Annotated in this window: 13 protein-coding genes; 4 read left to right on the top strand and 9 right to left on the bottom strand. The window is 62.1% G+C overall.

All coding sequences use genetic code 11. From position 1 onward, the window contains the following. Positions 1 to 71: 71 nt before the first annotated feature. On the top strand, positions 72 to 995 hold the full coding sequence (locus H4I99_RS00860) for a LysR substrate-binding domain-containing protein (RefSeq protein WP_163903745.1): 924 nt from the start codon (positions 72 to 74) through the stop codon (positions 993 to 995). A gap of 53 nt (positions 996 to 1,048) precedes the next feature. On the opposite strand, the gene H4I99_RS00855 is transcribed toward H4I99_RS00860, so the two are convergent. Continuing rightward, on the bottom strand, positions 1,049 to 2,413 hold the full coding sequence (locus H4I99_RS00855) for a putative bifunctional diguanylate cyclase/phosphodiesterase (RefSeq protein WP_163903743.1): 1,365 nt from the start codon (positions 2,411 to 2,413) through the stop codon (positions 1,049 to 1,051). 127 nt (positions 2,414 to 2,540) lie between these two features. After that, positions 2,541 to 4,244, bottom strand: coding sequence for a response regulator (locus H4I99_RS00850; RefSeq protein WP_163903741.1), 1,704 nt, complete (start codon positions 4,242 to 4,244; stop codon positions 2,541 to 2,543). Between the two features lie 442 nt (positions 4,245 to 4,686). On the opposite strand from H4I99_RS00850, the gene mutL reads away from it, so the two are divergent. Continuing rightward, entirely contained in the window at positions 4,687 to 6,525 is a 1,839-nt protein-coding gene (mutL, locus tag H4I99_RS00845) for a DNA mismatch repair endonuclease MutL (RefSeq protein WP_163903740.1), read from the top strand. 86 nt (positions 6,526 to 6,611) lie between these two features. Continuing rightward, positions 6,612 to 6,842 carry a DUF2093 domain-containing protein gene (locus H4I99_RS00840; protein WP_163903738.1) on the top strand — a complete coding sequence of 77 codons (231 nt, stop codon included), beginning with the start codon at positions 6,612 to 6,614 and terminating at the stop codon, positions 6,840 to 6,842. Between the two features lie 13 nt (positions 6,843 to 6,855). On the opposite strand, the gene lpxK is transcribed toward H4I99_RS00840, so the two are convergent. From lpxK to H4I99_RS00810, 6 genes are all read right to left on the bottom strand, one after another. Next, positions 6,856 to 7,896, bottom strand: a complete 1,041-nt coding sequence (lpxK, locus tag H4I99_RS00835) for a tetraacyldisaccharide 4'-kinase (protein WP_163903736.1) — start codon at positions 7,894 to 7,896, stop codon at positions 6,856 to 6,858. Between the two features lie 115 nt (positions 7,897 to 8,011). Then, a complete protein-coding gene (locus H4I99_RS00830; protein ID WP_163903734.1) occupies positions 8,012 to 8,719 on the bottom strand; it encodes an HAD family hydrolase in 708 nt (235 codons plus the stop codon). A 24-nt stretch (positions 8,720 to 8,743) separates the two neighbouring features. Further along, a complete protein-coding gene (gene waaA, locus H4I99_RS00825) occupies positions 8,744 to 10,063 on the bottom strand; it encodes a lipid IV(A) 3-deoxy-D-manno-octulosonic acid transferase (protein ID WP_163906113.1) in 1,320 nt (439 codons plus the stop codon). A gap of 164 nt (positions 10,064 to 10,227) precedes the next feature. Beyond that, entirely contained in the window at positions 10,228 to 10,479 is a 252-nt protein-coding gene (locus tag H4I99_RS00820; protein ID WP_163903732.1) for a DUF4170 domain-containing protein, read from the bottom strand. A gap of 62 nt (positions 10,480 to 10,541) precedes the next feature. Then, positions 10,542 to 11,351, bottom strand: coding sequence for a 3'(2'),5'-bisphosphate nucleotidase CysQ (locus tag H4I99_RS00815; RefSeq protein WP_163903730.1), 810 nt, complete (start codon positions 11,349 to 11,351; stop codon positions 10,542 to 10,544). Between the two features lie 32 nt (positions 11,352 to 11,383). After that, on the bottom strand, positions 11,384 to 12,730 hold the full coding sequence (locus H4I99_RS00810; RefSeq protein WP_163903728.1) for a TldD/PmbA family protein: 1,347 nt from the start codon (positions 12,728 to 12,730) through the stop codon (positions 11,384 to 11,386). 107 nt (positions 12,731 to 12,837) lie between these two features. Between H4I99_RS00810 and H4I99_RS00805 the strand changes: the two genes are divergently transcribed. Next, positions 12,838 to 14,670, top strand: coding sequence for a monovalent cation:proton antiporter-2 (CPA2) family protein (locus H4I99_RS00805; protein ID WP_163903726.1), 1,833 nt, complete (start codon positions 12,838 to 12,840; stop codon positions 14,668 to 14,670). Between the two features lie 21 nt (positions 14,671 to 14,691). Here the strand turns inward: H4I99_RS00805 and H4I99_RS00800 are convergent, their stop codons facing one another. After that, on the bottom strand, positions 14,692 to 15,576 hold the full coding sequence (locus H4I99_RS00800; RefSeq protein ID WP_163903724.1) for a patatin-like phospholipase family protein: 885 nt from the start codon (positions 15,574 to 15,576) through the stop codon (positions 14,692 to 14,694). Between the last annotated feature and the right edge of the window lie 14 nt (positions 15,577 to 15,590).

Below are 15,590 nucleotides of genomic sequence, written 5' to 3'. Positions count from 1 at the left end.
GAGCGAAGGCTAGCGGCGATCAAAGCTATTGTGACGCTGGAAAAAACCGCGACTTGCGATAAGCTCAGTTTATGAGTCAATTTCGCCGTCTGCTGCCGTCCGCCAACTCGCTCGTGGTCTTCGAGGCTGCGGGCCGGCATGAGAACTTCACCCGCGCCGCGGAGGAACTGGGCATGTCCCAGGCCGCCGTTTCCTATGCGGTGCGTGCGCTCGAGGAACAGCTGGGCGTCACGCTGTTCCAGCGCATGCATCGCTCCGCCCGGCTGACGGAGGCTGGCGAGCGCTTTCATGCCGACGTCGTTGCCGGCCTTTCACGGATCGAACGTTCGGCCGAAGACATTCGCGCCAAGGGCCGTGAGGTGAACGTGACGCTCGCCGCCTCGACCGCCTTCGCTTCCATGTGGATGCTGCCGCGGCTGGCGAGACTTCGGGAAGACCTGCCCGATATCGACCTGCGCATCCAGACCAGCGTGCGCGACCTCGACCTGGAAGAGGAAGCCATTCCGCTCGGCATACGTGGCGGCGACCCGAAGGATTGGCCACGTTACCATGCCGCTCTGCTCGCGCCGGAGATCATCACCGCCGTCGCAAGCCCCGCCTTCATCGAGCAGAACGGCCCGGCGGAGAGCCCCGCAGACCTGACGCGCCACCGGCTGATCTGGCTCGAGGAGCCGGTGCGGCAGGCATGCAATTGGCCGGAATGGTTTGCCAGCTCCGGCATCGACTACGCACCGAAGGGGCGGCGACTGGCGATCAACGATTACGTTCTGGTGATCCAGGCGGTGTTGGCGGGGGAAGGCATCGCGCTCGGCTGGAACCATCTGATCGAGGGACAGGTGCGCTCCGGCCAACTGGTGCAGGTCGGCCGGCATGCGCTGGTGACCGGAGAGGCTTTCTACGTGGTATGGCCGCGCTCGCGAGAACTCAATGCCTCGGCGGCCAGAGTGCGGGACTGGCTGCTAGCGGAAGGTGAAGGCTTCGGCCGGGACAGGTGAAGGACAGCTTCAGGCGTTTTGCAAACGTTGTGGTGAAGGTCGGCTGAAACGTTTCAGGAAGAAGCCCGGTCAACCAGCGCGAATTCGTGATGATGTTCGCTGAGGTAGCGCAGGGTGGAAGCCGCATCGGCCGGTTTGCCGAAAAAGTAGCCCTGCCCCATGCCGCAGCCGAGTGCCCGCAGCCTGTCTGCTTCGGCAGCCGTCTCGATGCCTTCCGCGACAACTTCGAGATCGAGCCCCTCGCACATGGTGACGATGGCCTTGATGATGTGCTCCGAGGTGCGGTCCGTGGTGATGGCAGACACGAAGGCCCGGTCGATCTTAACCTTGTCGAAGGTGAAGTCGCGCAGGCGGCCAAGGCTTGACTGGCCCGTGCCGAAGTCATCGAGAGAGATCTTGATGCCGAAATCGCGCAGTTCGCTGAAGATGCGGTGCGCGGTATCGGCGCAACCCATGACGGCCGTTTCGGTGATTTCCAGCTCCAGTCGCCGAGGATCGAACCCGACACTGTTGAGGATCGACAGCGTATTCAGCGTGGTGCGCGGATCCATAAGCTGGGCCGAGGAGAGATTGAACGAAAGGAAGAGTTCACGTGGCCAGGCGAGCGTTGCTTCCGCCGCCTTGCGCAAAAGAGTTTCGGACAGCGTGTCGATGAAGCCACGCTCTTCCGCAAGCGGCACGAAGACGGCCGGCGAGACGAAACCGAGATCGGCATCGTTCCAGCGTGCCAAAGCCTCGAAGCCCACGACGCGGTTGTCCGTGAGCCGGACGATCGGCTGGAAATGCACGTCGACGGTATCGGCGATGATGGCATTGCGCAGCGCCTGTTCGAGCTGCGTGGCGCGCTTCATCTCCTGGGCGATTTCCCGCGAGTAAACGGTGATCTGACCGCGGCCGCGGCGCTTGGAGCGATAGAGCGCCGTTTCGGCACTCTTCATCAGCTCCTCGAAATCGGCGCCGGCAAAGGGATAGACGGCAAAGCCGAGCGAGGCCGAGAGGCGGACGTTGCGATCACCGAGATCGTAAGGTGCCGAGAGGACGTCCTTGATCATCTGGCCGGTTCGTTCGGCGCTGATACGCTCGAAGATCAGCGGCAGGATGATGGCGAATTCGTCTCCGTCATGACGCGTGACGGTCGCGCCATCAGGCACGCAAGCCTTCAGCCGGTGCGCCACCTGGCAGAGGATTTCGTCCCCGGCGACGGAACCGAAAAGATCGTTGATAGGCTTGAACCCGTCCAGATTGACGATGCCGACCGTGAACGGTGCCGGATCGGCGGCGCGCTCGGATGCCAGAAGCCGGACCTTGTCACGCAGGCGATAGCGATTGCCGAGCCCGGTCAACTGGTCCGTATAGGCCATGGCCTGAAGCTCGTTCTGGCCGGGCTGCGGCGGCGTAGCTGTTTCGGCTTGGCCCATCGGCTGATCCTGAGAGGTTCCTTTCACATTGCCGAAGATGAGCGCCAAACATTAAAAAAATTCTAGCTATTCCCGCAGGTTGACTACAGTTTGTCGTCCATTATTTAGGGGGTTGACAGCGTTTTCTTCAGCCGGCGGCCACGGCCTGCAGAGCCGGAACATGCCGCTTCAGAACGGCATCGACTGCATCGGGGCTCAGCGGCTTGAGAATGACATCGTTCATGCCCGCGGCCAGGCATTCTTCCCGGTCGCGATCGAAGGCCTGCACCAGCACGCCGATAACCGGTGTCACGTCTGCAGGACCTTGCGCCAGTTCGCGGATCTTCCGGCAGGCCTCGAAGCCGTTCATCGCCGGCAGGGTGATATCCATCAGGACGACGGCCGGCTTCAGCTCCTGCCAGAGCCGCACGGCCTCAGCGCCATCGCGCGCGATGCGATAGGAATGGCCGAGCCCTTCAAGAATCTGAGAAAAGACGATCTGGTTGATCTCATTGTCCTCGGCGACGAGGACGAGCGAACGCTCGCGAGACGGAACCGACGGGGCCAGCGGTTCGGCTTCGGTGGTGGTGATTTCCCAGTCGTCGGCGACAGCAGCCTGCTTGCCATCCTTTGCCGCCAGCTTGTTCAGCACGAGGAAAGCCAATTCTGTATCGAGTTGGAAACCATCCAGCGCGATCGTGGAAATCCCTTCCTCGAGCGCAAGCTCCAGGCACTTCACATCCATCTGCGTGTCGACGACCATCAGGTCGATTGTCACACCGACGGAACGCGCCACGGTTAGAAAGGCATCCTCCTCAGTGGGGTTTCGCACACAGCAGACATCGATGCCAAGACGCTGCAACGTCTTCAGACTCTTCGCCTCGAAATCGAGATCCATGGTGACGATGAGCGCCTTGCGTCCGGCAAGCTTCGCCGCTTCGGCCTCGAAGCGAAGGCACTCGTCCTCGGGCAGGACCTGATAGGATGTTGACGATGTCGAAAACGCATCGTCGTGAGAGGCTCCTTCCGCCGTATCGGTGGCAAACTGAGAGGAGGCCGCCTCGAAACTGGTGACGATGAAATAGCGGCCAGGTTTGCCGACACGCTGGCTTCGCACCACGGTCCGTTCGCCGGCAGGGTCCGAAGGAAGTTCGGTAAGGATTGCGGCCGGCACTCCGGTTTCCAGAACGTGGCGGGTAGCGCGGTTGAGCTTCGCGCACAGGTCTCCGCTAAATACCCCGTCGAGCAAGCCGCCGAGAACGACGTCCGCACCGGCATTCATGCGAGCACAGAACGACTTGTTGACGGCGACCACGCAGAGATTACGGTCCTGCACGAAGACCGGATGGGGAAGGTTGTCGAGGATCTCCTCGGTCAGCTGCACCCGTTCCACATCGGCGCGCCACTGTTCCTCGCGCTTCTTCTGATCGGAGATGTCACTGATGATGCAGATACCGTAGCCGGAAGAGAGGCGGCGCTTGGAAAAGCGCGCCCAGCGATTCCTTGCATCGCGGCGCTGGGTATCGAAACGCTCCCGCCAGTGGACAGAAATCTGCTCGGCGATCCATTCCTCGCGGGTCGTGGCGCTACCCTCCCCGGCGGACATACGGTCGCGTCCGCCGCCATCATAGACGGCACCGAGGAAATCCCTCAACCGCGTTCCGGGACGCGTCACTTGAGATGTCACGGGAAGATAATTGCCGACAGTGCGGCTGACATATACGAGTTGGTCGTTGCGATCATAGACGATGAGGGCGGCACCTATCGCATCGGATACGGCATCAAGCATGCCGGCCTGCAATGTCGCAGCCCGTTCCTCCCCGCCACTCATCCCTGCGTTTCTGCCCGACATTTCATTGTCCGGGCCCGGTGCAAACTCTTTCACACTACCGCCTCAAAGAACCTAACACCTGCCGGTGTTCGATCGCTATTGTCCAGACAGCACCTCTAGGCCTGAGATAGACCCCGAGGGCGCTGCAAACCTTGTCCTGCTCCACAAATTTTTCGCTCAATCGTTTCCGAATTCACGCAATCATGCAGCCGTTGCACACGCAGAACATGCCGGGGAAGCGCCTGAGACGGCAAAACGAAGCGAAATCCGGAAACGGTCCGGCCACCGTCTCCACTCCTGCCGGTGAACCGGCCATGCCAATACAAAAACATTTCAAGCCATAACTATGCTATCGGCAGTCCATTAAGGCGGTATTAATGGCTTCGCCCAGAGTGCGCCACTTTCAGGCGGATAGATGCAGTTGGCCCTTTCCTCGCCAGCCCGAATCCCGGAAAATGGACCGATGGTCATCAAGCAGCTTTCAGAAACCCTCATCAACCAGATCGCAGCCGGCGAGGTCATCGAGCGCCCCGCAAGTGCCGCGAAGGAACTGATCGAGAACGCCATCGATGCCGGAGCAACCCGCATCGAGATCGCCACGGCCGGCGGCGGCAAGAGCCTGTTGCGCGTGATCGACAATGGTTGCGGCATGAGCGCGGAGGATCTCCAACTTTCGATCCGCCGTCACTGCACTTCGAAGCTCAAGGATTCGCTCTTCGATATCCATTCGCTGGGTTTCCGTGGCGAGGCATTGCCCTCCATCGGCTCGGTTGCAAAGTTGACCATCACAAGCCGGCTGCAGGGTGGCGCGCAAGGCTCTGAAGTCGCAGTCGTCGGCGGCAAGGTCGTGCCCGTCAGGCCGGCGCCGGCCAATCCGGGCACGACGGTCGAGGTGCGCGACCTGTTCTTCGCCACGCCCGCCCGCCTGAAATTCCTGAAGACGGAAAAGGCCGAGGCAGGCGCAATCACGGAGATCGTCAAGCGCATGGCGATCGCCTTTCCTGGCATCCGCTTCGTGCTCTCGGGTACCGACCGGACGACCCTCGAATTTCCCGCCACCGGCGATGACCGCCTCGCCCGCATCGCGCAGGTTCTGGGCAGCGATTTCCGCGACAACGCCATCGAGCTCGACGCCGAGCGCGAGGATGTCCGGCTCGGTGGCTTTGCCGGCGTGCCGACCTTCAATCGCGGCAATTCCACCCATCAATATGCTTTCGTCAACGGGCGACCGGTGCAGGACAAGCAGATACTCTCCGCCATTCGCGGCGCCTATGCGGAAACCATTCCGCAGGGCCGCTATCCGGTGGCGGTGCTTTCGCTGGAACTCGACCCGGCGCTGGTCGACGTCAACGTCCACCCGGCAAAATCCGATGTACGGTTCCGCGATCCGGGACTGGTGCGCGGCCTGATTGTCGGGGCGATTCGCGATGCCATGAGACGGGAAGGCGACCGCGCCTCGACCACTGGCGGCGGCGGCATGCTGCGTGCCTTTCGTCCCGGTTTCAGCCCCGCCGCTTCTGCTGCCCCCTCACCATCCGGCGGTTGGAGCTTCGCGAATTCGCCGAGCCGGCCATTCAGCCCGGCCGCAGCTTCGACCGCTGGCTTCAACGAGACCGTGCAGCAGCCGGCATTCGCAGCGATGAACCTGCCGACCGCGCGGGCCGAAACGCCCGAGGGTTCGTCTCCCGCGTCCGACGCGCGTGCTGAAACACCGGCCCCTTCCTACCCGCTGGGGGCAGCGCGGGCGCAGGTGCATGCCAACTATATCGTCGCCCAGACCGAGGACGGGCTGGTGATCGTCGACCAGCATGCGGCCCATGAGCGGCTGGTGTTCGAGCAGATGCGCAAGGCGCTGACCGGCCGGCGGCTTCCCTCGCAGGGGCTTCTCATTCCCGAGATCGTCGACCTGCCGGAAGAAGACTGCAACCGGCTGATGACCCATGCCGTAGCGCTCGAACAGCTCGGGCTCGCCATTGAGCGTTTCGGCCCCGGTGCTGTCGCAGTGCGCGAAACGCCCGCCATGCTTGGCGAAATGGACGTCGCAGGCATGGTCCGCGATCTTGCCGACGAGATTGCCGAATGGGATACCGCTCAGGGACTTTCTGCCAAGCTGGAGCATGTCGCAGCAACCATGGCCTGCCACGGTTCGGTGCGCTCCGGCAGGCAGTTGCGGGTGGAGGAAATGAACGCGCTGCTGAGGCAGATGGAAGCGACGCCCGGTTCTGGCCAATGCAACCACGGGCGTCCGACCTATGTCGAACTCAAGCTCACCGACATCGAGCGGCTGTTCGGCCGCAGCTGATCTGCAGCACACATCCTTTTATTTGCTCTGGAAATTGGTGGGAGGGCGCGTTATTGCAGTTTCGTGAAAGGCGCAGGAGACCACCCATGAACCGTTTCGAAGGCAACGGAAACCGCGAGGCGAAGATCCGCTACCTCGATGCCGACTTTCAGATCCTGTCGCCGGGGTCCTACGTCGTGTGTGCGGTTACCGGAAAGCATATCCTGATCGACGAGCTGAAATACTGGAGCGTCGCGCGCCAGGAACCTTATGTTGATGCCACCGCTTCGCTGGAAGCGGAAAAGCGCGCAGGCGCACTGCCGAACCAGAGGCGCTGATCCCGCCTCTTCTTCAAGCCTTGCTCTTTTCCTTCAGCTTGCGTGCCCGGAAGGCCTCGATCGCGCGATCGAGCACATAGGCCGGAGCCTGCGGATCGCCGAAGGCCATCTCGACCTCGACCACATGGCATCGACTGGCAAGTTCGGCTGAACGTCCGTGTCCGCCAGCGAGCCGGACGATATCCTTCGCAGTGGTCGCCAGCAGCAGATCCTGCTTGTCCGCATCGGCCATCAGGGCGTCGACCTCATCGTCGGTCAGGTGATGGTGATCGGGGAAAGGCCGCAACTCTGCAACGACAGCACCCAGACCTTCCAGTGTGCGCTGGAACTTCATGGGATCGGCAATGCCGGCGAATGCCAGCACCCGCTTGCCGGCGAGACCGGCATCGCCTTTCGGTTTCAGGGCGGCAACCATGACCGCCTTGCCCGCGCGCGCCGCCTGACGCACCAGCCTGTCGGCGGCGTTTCCGTTGCCCACTTTCAGGATGGCATCGAGATGGCGCATCTGGATCGCGATCGGTGCCCGTACGGGGCCACTCGGTACGAGGTGGCCATTGCCGATGCCGCGCACCGTATCAATCACCACCAGGGCAAAATCGACCGTAAGCCGGGCGCTCTGGAAGCCATCGTCCATGATAATGATATCGACGCCTTCCTTCACCAGTCGCTCAGCTCCTGCGACACGGCGGCGGGAGATGACGGTCAACGCTTCCTGAGCCAGCAGCAGCGGCTCGTCTCCGACATCCGCGGCCCTGTGGTGATGGGTATCGACGACGGTGGTGACATCGAGGGAGCCGCCATAACCACGGCTGAGAAAGCCGGGCTTCAATCCCTTGGCCTTGGCCGCGCGCGCAAGCGTCAGCGCGGTCGGCGTCTTGCCAGCGCCGCCAACCGTGAAATTGCCGACGCAGACGACGGGAACCGGGGGGGCATGGCGGCGCTTGCGGCCCATGCGCCAGCCCGCCACCCGTCCATAAATGAGGGAGAAAGGCAAAAGGCAAAAAGCCCGCCAGTCGGCTTTCGTCCACCAGAATGGCGGGGCATCCGATACCATGGCCGCGCGTTCCCCTCTTCTCCCCGACCGTCCCCACGGCCATATCCGCGGCCAAGAAAACGCAGGAGAAGGGGTTTCGTCAAGTCGCGACATGACAGGGAACCTCGCCCGGCGCTCAGCCGAGCACGGCTTCGAGTTCGGTGATGTCGTTCAGAAGGACATCGCAGGCTTCCTGAAGGGACTGACGTGAACCCGTACCGGTGAGAACCGCGACCTTCAATCCGGCCCCGGCATTACGTCCCATGTGAAGATCGTGATTGTTGTCCCCGACGACTGCGACCTGGCTGGGTGCAAGGCCCGTTGCAGCGCAAAAGCCAAGGACCATTCCCGGTTGGGGTTTGGTACCGTGACCGCTGTCATAGCCGGCAACGAAATCGACATACGGGCCGATGCCGAAGCGGTCGATGGTGACCCGGATCGATTTTTCATTGTCGCTGGAGGCAATACCGAGCTTCAGACCGCGGCCATGCAGCTTGGCAAAGAGAGGGGCCAGTTCAGCGACCGGAACGGACTGCTCGGCCGCACCTGCAAAGAGCGCATCGATCTGCGGCACCAGCGCCTCGGCAGAAAACGGAGAACCGGCGGCGGCAAGGCCTTCGGCGATCTCGCGCGTATTTCCTGCGGCAAGCAGGCTGTCTGGCACAAGATGGCCTGTTTCTGGGTCCATGCCGCAGGCCTGCAGCAGGCGGTCGGCCAGTCCAGCGTCACCGTCGGCCGCCAGCAGCGCCACCGTCCGGTTGACCGGCGCCCAGCTTGCGTCGAAATCCAGCAGCGTGCCGTCCTTGTCGAACAGGATTCCGGCGATGTCATTGGTATCAATCATACGTCCCCCTCAATCGGCCGACCGTCAGCCCTGGCTTACGATGCGCGGTTCAAGCCGTGCCTGCACGGTCAGGGGATTGATATAGGGTTCGAGGCCCTTCATCGTCGCGGTCAGCGCGCCGCGCATCTCCTGCATGCTTTCCATGCCCGCATCAATCATCTTGTGACGGGCAAGGTCGTTCGTCATCAGGAAATGAACCGCCTTGGCCAGCATTTCGGCGTCGCGGACGATACGGGCATTGCCGTTGCGCACGAGCCGCTGATAACTCTCGCGGAAATTGCCGACCTGCGGACCGGACAGCACAGCACAGCCGAGCATGGCTGGTTCCAGCGGATTTTGCCCACCTTCCGCCGTCAGCGAACGGCCGACGAAAGCGATTTCCGCAAGGCGCAGGTAAAGACCCATCTCGCCGATGGTATCGCCGAGCAGGACATCGGTGTCCGGCGTGATCGGATCGTTGCGGGTGCGACGGGCAACCTTCATGCCGCGCTCCACCATCATCGCCTCAATTTCATCGGAACGTTCCGGATGGCGCGGCACCACGACCGTTAGCAGGCCGGTATGGGCGCGTAGCGCCCGATGCACCATGGTTGCGATCTTTTCCTCGCCCTCGAACGTCGAAATCGCAGCCCAGGTCTTCCGGTCGCCGATCTGCTGCTTGTAGCGGTCCAGCACCACCGGATCGCAGGGCGGCGCATCGCTGTCCACCTTGATGTTGCCAGAGACGATGACCGGCCAGGCGCCGAGATCGCGGTAACGTTCGGCGTCCACATCCGACTGGGCAATCACCATCGACAGTTTGCCGAGCAGCGCTTCGGCAATCGCCTGATGCCGCTGCCAGCGCTCGAAGGAACGGTCGGAAATACGTGCGTTGACGAGGATCTGCGGAATGTGCCGCTTGTGCAGCTCCATCAGCGTGGTCGGCCAGATTTCCGACTCGACCGACAGCGCCACATCGGGCTGCCAGTAATCGAGGAAACGGCGCACCGCCGGCTTTACATCGAGCGGAACATACTGATGCAGCACCTCATCCTTCAGCCTGTAGCGGGCGATTTCTGCAGAAGTCACGGTGCCAGTAGTCAAAAGCACGTTGATGTCGCGACGACGTAGCTCACGCATGAGGGGAACGACTGCGAGCGTTTCACCGACGCTTGCGGCATGCAGCCAGACCAGCGGTCCTTGCGGACGATCGACGGCGGGATAACCGAAGCGCTCGAGGCGACGGGAACGGTCCTCCTTGCCCTTGGCCGCGCGGAAGGCGAGCAACGGCCCCGTCAATGGATAAGCCGCAATACCCGCCCAACCGTAGCAGGCGATGGCAAGGGATGCCAATCCGTCACTCATCGCCATGGGCCGAAACCATTCATGTTCGTCATTAATGCCATGTCGCCCTTTCAGGAGCCGGCGGTGCAAAAACTACGGAATGCGAGATAACTGAGTTCAAAACGTGACATCGGCGATCACCAAAAGCCGAAACAAGCCCGCGATCGCCTGTGGAAATCCATTCGTCAGCCCTTGGCAGAGGCCGTATCACCTGGGGTAAGCAACCGGTGCATGTGGACGATAAAGTAACGCATGTGCGCGTTATCGACCGTCTGCTGGGCCTTCGACTTCCAAGCAACGAGAGCGGAGGCATAATCCGGGAAAATACCAACGATATCAAGGTCGTTCAAATTGCGGAATTGGACCTCTTCGAGGTTCGACAATTCACCGCCGAAGACGAGGTGCAGAAGCTGTTTCTTATCGTTGGAATCCGTCATTTCCGGTCTCTTTCCATTCAAATTCGCCTCCCTCTTTCCTGTGATCGATTTTGACGCAAAGGTCAACTACGAGGCTTGGGAAACAGGTGTTTCAACAGGGTGTAAAGCTCGGAAATCGTGGCTGCGCACAGCTCTCCATGACTGACGTCCGGGCGATTATAAAGGAGCGCCTCACCCTTCAGATCAGTGAGTCTGCCACCGGCATTCTGCAGAATGAGGTCGGCGGCAGCGAGATCCCAGTCATGGGCGTTGCGCTTGACCAGCGTCGCATCGATCCGGCCATCTGCAACCAGCGCCAGCCGATAGGCAAGCGACGGGATATGCTCGACGCGCTCGATGCGGGACTGCGCCTCTTCATCGAAACCGGCCACGATATCCTGCGGCGTCGCCACCCGCAGTTTCTCGCCCGGTCGGGCGTCGGAAACGCGGATAGGCTGTCCATTTCTGGTGGAAGGCAAACCTGCCACAGCAGCGAAGGTCTCCTCCAGCGCCGGCGCGACGAGCACGCCTGCGACAGGGCGTCCGTCATGCACCACTGCGACGCTGACGCACCATGTCTTGCGCCCGCCGATGAAGGCGCGTGTGCCGTCGATAGGATCGACGACGAACACGGTTCTGCGGCCAAGGCGCGCCGGGTCGTCGTCGGTCTCTTCCGACAGCCAGCCATAATCCGGGCGGGCCGCGCGAAGCCGTTCTTCGAGACACTTGTTGGCGGCGTAATCCGCAGCGCTGACCGGGGACTGACCCTCGTTCTTCCACCAGACTTCAGGCGACTGGCCGAAAAAGCCGAGCGCTATCTCTCCCGCTTCCCGGGCGGCGGCCGAAATCAGATCCAGGTCAGCCTGCCAGTCGAACCCCTTATCGGCGGTCATTTCATTTTCCTCTGCCACCCGGCTCCCGCCTCTCAGCGCCCTGCGAGCGTCATGCCCTCGATGGCAATGGTCGGAGCGGCGACACCGAACTTGCGGTCGATATCATTTGCGGCGGTCACGCGCATGAACATGTCCTTGAGGTTGGACGCGATGGTCACCTCGGAAACCGGGAAAGCCAGTTCGCCGTTCTCGATCCAGAAACCGGTCGCGCCACGGCTGTATTCGCCGGTGAGCATGTCCACGCCCTGCCCGATCAACTCGGTCACGTAGAAACCCGTACCAATGCTGCGGATCAATTCCTCGGGCGAAATGTCTCCCGGTTCCAGCGCGAGATTGGTGGAGGACGGGGAAACCGTCGTGCCGCCACGCACACCTCGGCCATTGGTGTGGAGGCCAAGCTCGCGGGCCGCGGACGAAGACAGGAACCAGTGCTTCAGCACGCCGTCCTCAATCATCGTCATCGCCTTGCCGCTCACGCCTTCGCCATCGAACGGACGCGACGACGAGCCGCGGACCTTCAACGGATCGTCTGTGATGTTGAGGCCGGCCTTCAGCACCTGCTCACCCATCCTCTCGCGCAGGAACGAGGTCTTGCGGGCAACGGAGGCTCCATTGATTGCGCCTGCAATGTGTCCGACGAAGCCACGCGCAACGCGTGGATCGAAGACCACGGTCACGTTCTTGCCGGTCGGGACCTGACGCGGATTGAGGCGCTTGACCGTGCGCTCTCCGGCCCGGCGGCCGATTTCTTCGGCGTTGTCGAGATCAGCGAAGAACAGGCGGCTGTCGTAATCGTGATCGCGCTCCATGCGCGTGCCCTCGCCGGCAATCACGCCGACCGAACGGGAAAAACGCGAAGCGGCATAGCTGCCGGAGAAGCCGTGGGAGGTCACGAGGACCAGTCCGCCCATGCCGGCGGATGCTCCGGCGCCCACCGAATTGCTGACACCTTTGACGGCAAGTGCCGCTGCTTCAGCAGCAAGAGCCGCGTCCGCGAGCGCTTCGCTCGATACTTCGGTCGGATCGAAGAGATCGAGGTCCGGGTAACTCAAGGCGATGTCGGCCTTATCGGCGAGACCGGCGAAGGGATCTTCGGGAGAGACCTTGGCCATGGCGACAGCGCGCTCGGCCAACTGCTTCAGGTCGAAGCCCGGGTTGGCGGACACGCTCGCCACCTGCCTACCGATCAAGACACGGAGCGAGAAGTCGTCGCTTTCGGAGGAATCCGTCTGCTCGACCTTGCCGAGACGAACGCTGACGGACTTCGAGCGGGAGCGCACTACCACGGCATCCGCACTGTCCGCACCTACCTTTAAAGCGAGGTCGACAAGTTGCTCGGCGCGTGAGAGAAGGCTGGCGGAATCAATTTGGCTGGACATGATTTGGCCTTTCATTCCCGCTCCATTTATTGTGCATTACAGGATGCATCAAGGGTCGGAACCGCGATTCCCGATAACGGCACGACAGACAACAGGAGAACGCTGCATTGTCGACCGCACCGCAGGCGCTTTTCTCTGAAACCTTGTTGCTGCTGGGTGGCGCCGTCGTCGCCGCACCGCTGTTCCGCAAGCTCGGCCTCGGCACGGTTCTCGGCTATCTCGCGGCAGGTGTGGTCATCGGACCGACGATGCATCTCATCACCGATTCCGAACAGGTGCTCGGCGTTGCCGAACTTGGCGTCGTGTTCCTGCTGTTCGTCATTGGCCTCGAACTGAAGCCGTCGCGCCTGTGGACCATGCGCAAGGATATCTTCGGCCTCGGCACGGCGCAGGTTCTGGTGACCGGCCTCATCCTTGCCGCCGCCGCCGTCTATACGGGCCTTATGGAATGGCGCGGCGCGCTGGTGGCAGGCTTCGGGCTGGCGCTGTCCTCCACTGCGTTTGCCCTGCAAATCCTCAACGACCAGGGCGACATGAACAGTCGCTACGGCCAGCGGGCGTTCTCCGTTCTCCTTTTTCAGGATCTGGCCATCGTGCCGCTGCTGGCCTTGGTGTCCATTCTCGGCAGCAACCAGACGGAAAGCAGCCAGGCGGCACTTGCCGATTTCGGTTTCGCCATCATCGCGATCGTCGCGATGGTCATGGCCGGCCGTTACCTGCTGACACCGCTCTTCCAGATCATCGCCCGCACCGGCGCGCGCGAGGTGATGATTGCCGCCGCGCTCTTCGTGGTGATGGGATCGGCGCTGCTGATGCAGGCCAGCGGCCTGTCCATGGCCATGGGCGCATTCCTCTCCGGGGTGATGCTGGCCGAATCCTCCTATCGCCACGAGCTCGAAGCGGATATCGAGCCGTTCCGCGGTATTCTGCTCGCACTGTTCTTCATGGCCGTCGGCCTGTCGATGGAGCTCGGCGTCATCGTCGAGAATATCTGGACCATCGCCGTCGCCGTCCCCACACTGATGGTCATCAAGGCCATTATGCTCTACGTCCTGTGCCGCGCTGGCGGCTCGGACCGCGACGACGCGGTGCGCATCGCGTTGCTTCTGCCTCAGGGCGGTGAATTCGGTTTCGTGCTGTTCACCACGGCGGCTGCCTCAGGCCTCATCGACGGCGCCAAATCCTCGTTGCTCATTTCCATCGTCACTCTGACGATGGCGCTCACGCCGCTTGCCACGCTTCTTGCCCGCCGGCTGGTGGGCCGCAGCGAAGTTCGGGAGGAACTGGAAGAGGATTTCGAGGGCGCCGGCGCGGACGTACTGATGATCGGCTTCTCTCGTTTCGGCCAGATCGCCGCGCAGATCCTGCTCGCAAGCGGCCGCGATGTGACGATCATCGACGATTCCGCCGACCGTATCCGGCAGGCCGCCTCCTTCGGCTTCCGTATCTATTTCGGCGACGGTACTCGGCTCGACGTGTTGCGGGCGGCCGGTGTCGAAAAGGCCAAGGTCGTCGCGATCTGTACGCAGAAGAAGGAAGTGACCGACAAGATCGTCGATCTCATCAGCGCGGAATATCCTGATGCCCGTCTCTTCGTGCGTTCTTATGACCGCATTCACAGCCTGTCGCTTCGCGCCCGCGACGTCGAATACGAACTTCGCGAGACGCTGGAATCGGGCTTGCTCTTCGGCCGCCGAACCATCGAGGCACTGGGCGCCAGCGAGGATGAGGCATACAAGATCGGCGAGGACATTCGCCGGCGTGATGAGGAACGACTGAAGCTGCAGGCGACCGAAGGTATCCAGGCGGGAAGGGACATGCTGCTCAACCGGCCGGTGCGCCCGGAACCGCTGGTCAAGCCGAAACGCGTTGCCGCCGATGGCTTCGCCGCCGATGTCGGCCTGCAGCAACCGCAGGACGTTGTAGCGGTTCCAGACTGAGCGGGAGCTGCTGTCCGGCCTTCACCGGCGCAGGAAATCCTCAATACGAGCGTCCAGATCGCGCTTCAGCACATCCTTGATGCTTTCGGTCGCCTCTATGACCTGGCGCGCCTTCAAAAAATCCAGAACGCGGAAGGCATTGACGTTCGGACGCAGAAAGATATCCGGCGCACCGAGCTTCAGCTTCAGCGCTATGTTCGATTGCATCATCAACTGCGAGGCACCGAACAAGCTGTCAATACGGTTCGGGGACTGGCTCGGCTCGCCCTCCGGCCCGCCGACGACATCGACGCCGATCACGATGTCGACCGCATCGCTCAGGTGGTCATAGGGAACGGGGTTGAAGATGCCACCATCGATCATCACCCGGCCGCCGAGATGGACGGGCATGAAAAGGGCCGGTAAGGCGGAGGATGCAGCGATCGCCTCGAAGAGGTTTCCCTTCTCGCAGACGACTTCGTGCTGGCCGTAATAATCGGTAACGATGATCTTCAGCGGGATGCCGAGCGCGGCAAAATCGGCGGGAATGGCTTCCGGCAGGAAGGCTTCGAGGATACGATGCAGGTTGAACTGGCCGAATTTGAAGCCGCCGAGCGCATCGCGCATGGTCGCGGGCCCGAGGCTCCACAACCGGTTGGCGATGATCGAGCGCTTGCCGATGGTCTCCAGCACATACTGACGGATCTCCGCCCCCGTCATGCCCGCCGCCATGCCGGCCCCAATAATCGCGCCCATGGAGGAGCCGGCAATCGCTACCGGGCGGATGCCCATCTCATCCAGAGCCTCGATCACGGGGATATGGGCAAAGCCCCGCGCGCCGCCGGCGCCCAGAGCAAGTCCGACGGTTGGCATTCCCCTTTCGTCCGTCCGCTTCGGGGAGATGGTCAACGCGCCTGCATCGTTCATGGTAACCTGCTTTC

The organism is Paenirhizobium daejeonense, assembly GCF_014280875.1.
In the GTDB taxonomy this organism is placed as follows: domain Bacteria; phylum Pseudomonadota; class Alphaproteobacteria; order Rhizobiales; family Rhizobiaceae; genus Allorhizobium; species Allorhizobium daejeonense.
This window is presented reverse-complemented; position numbering and strand designations above follow the sequence as displayed.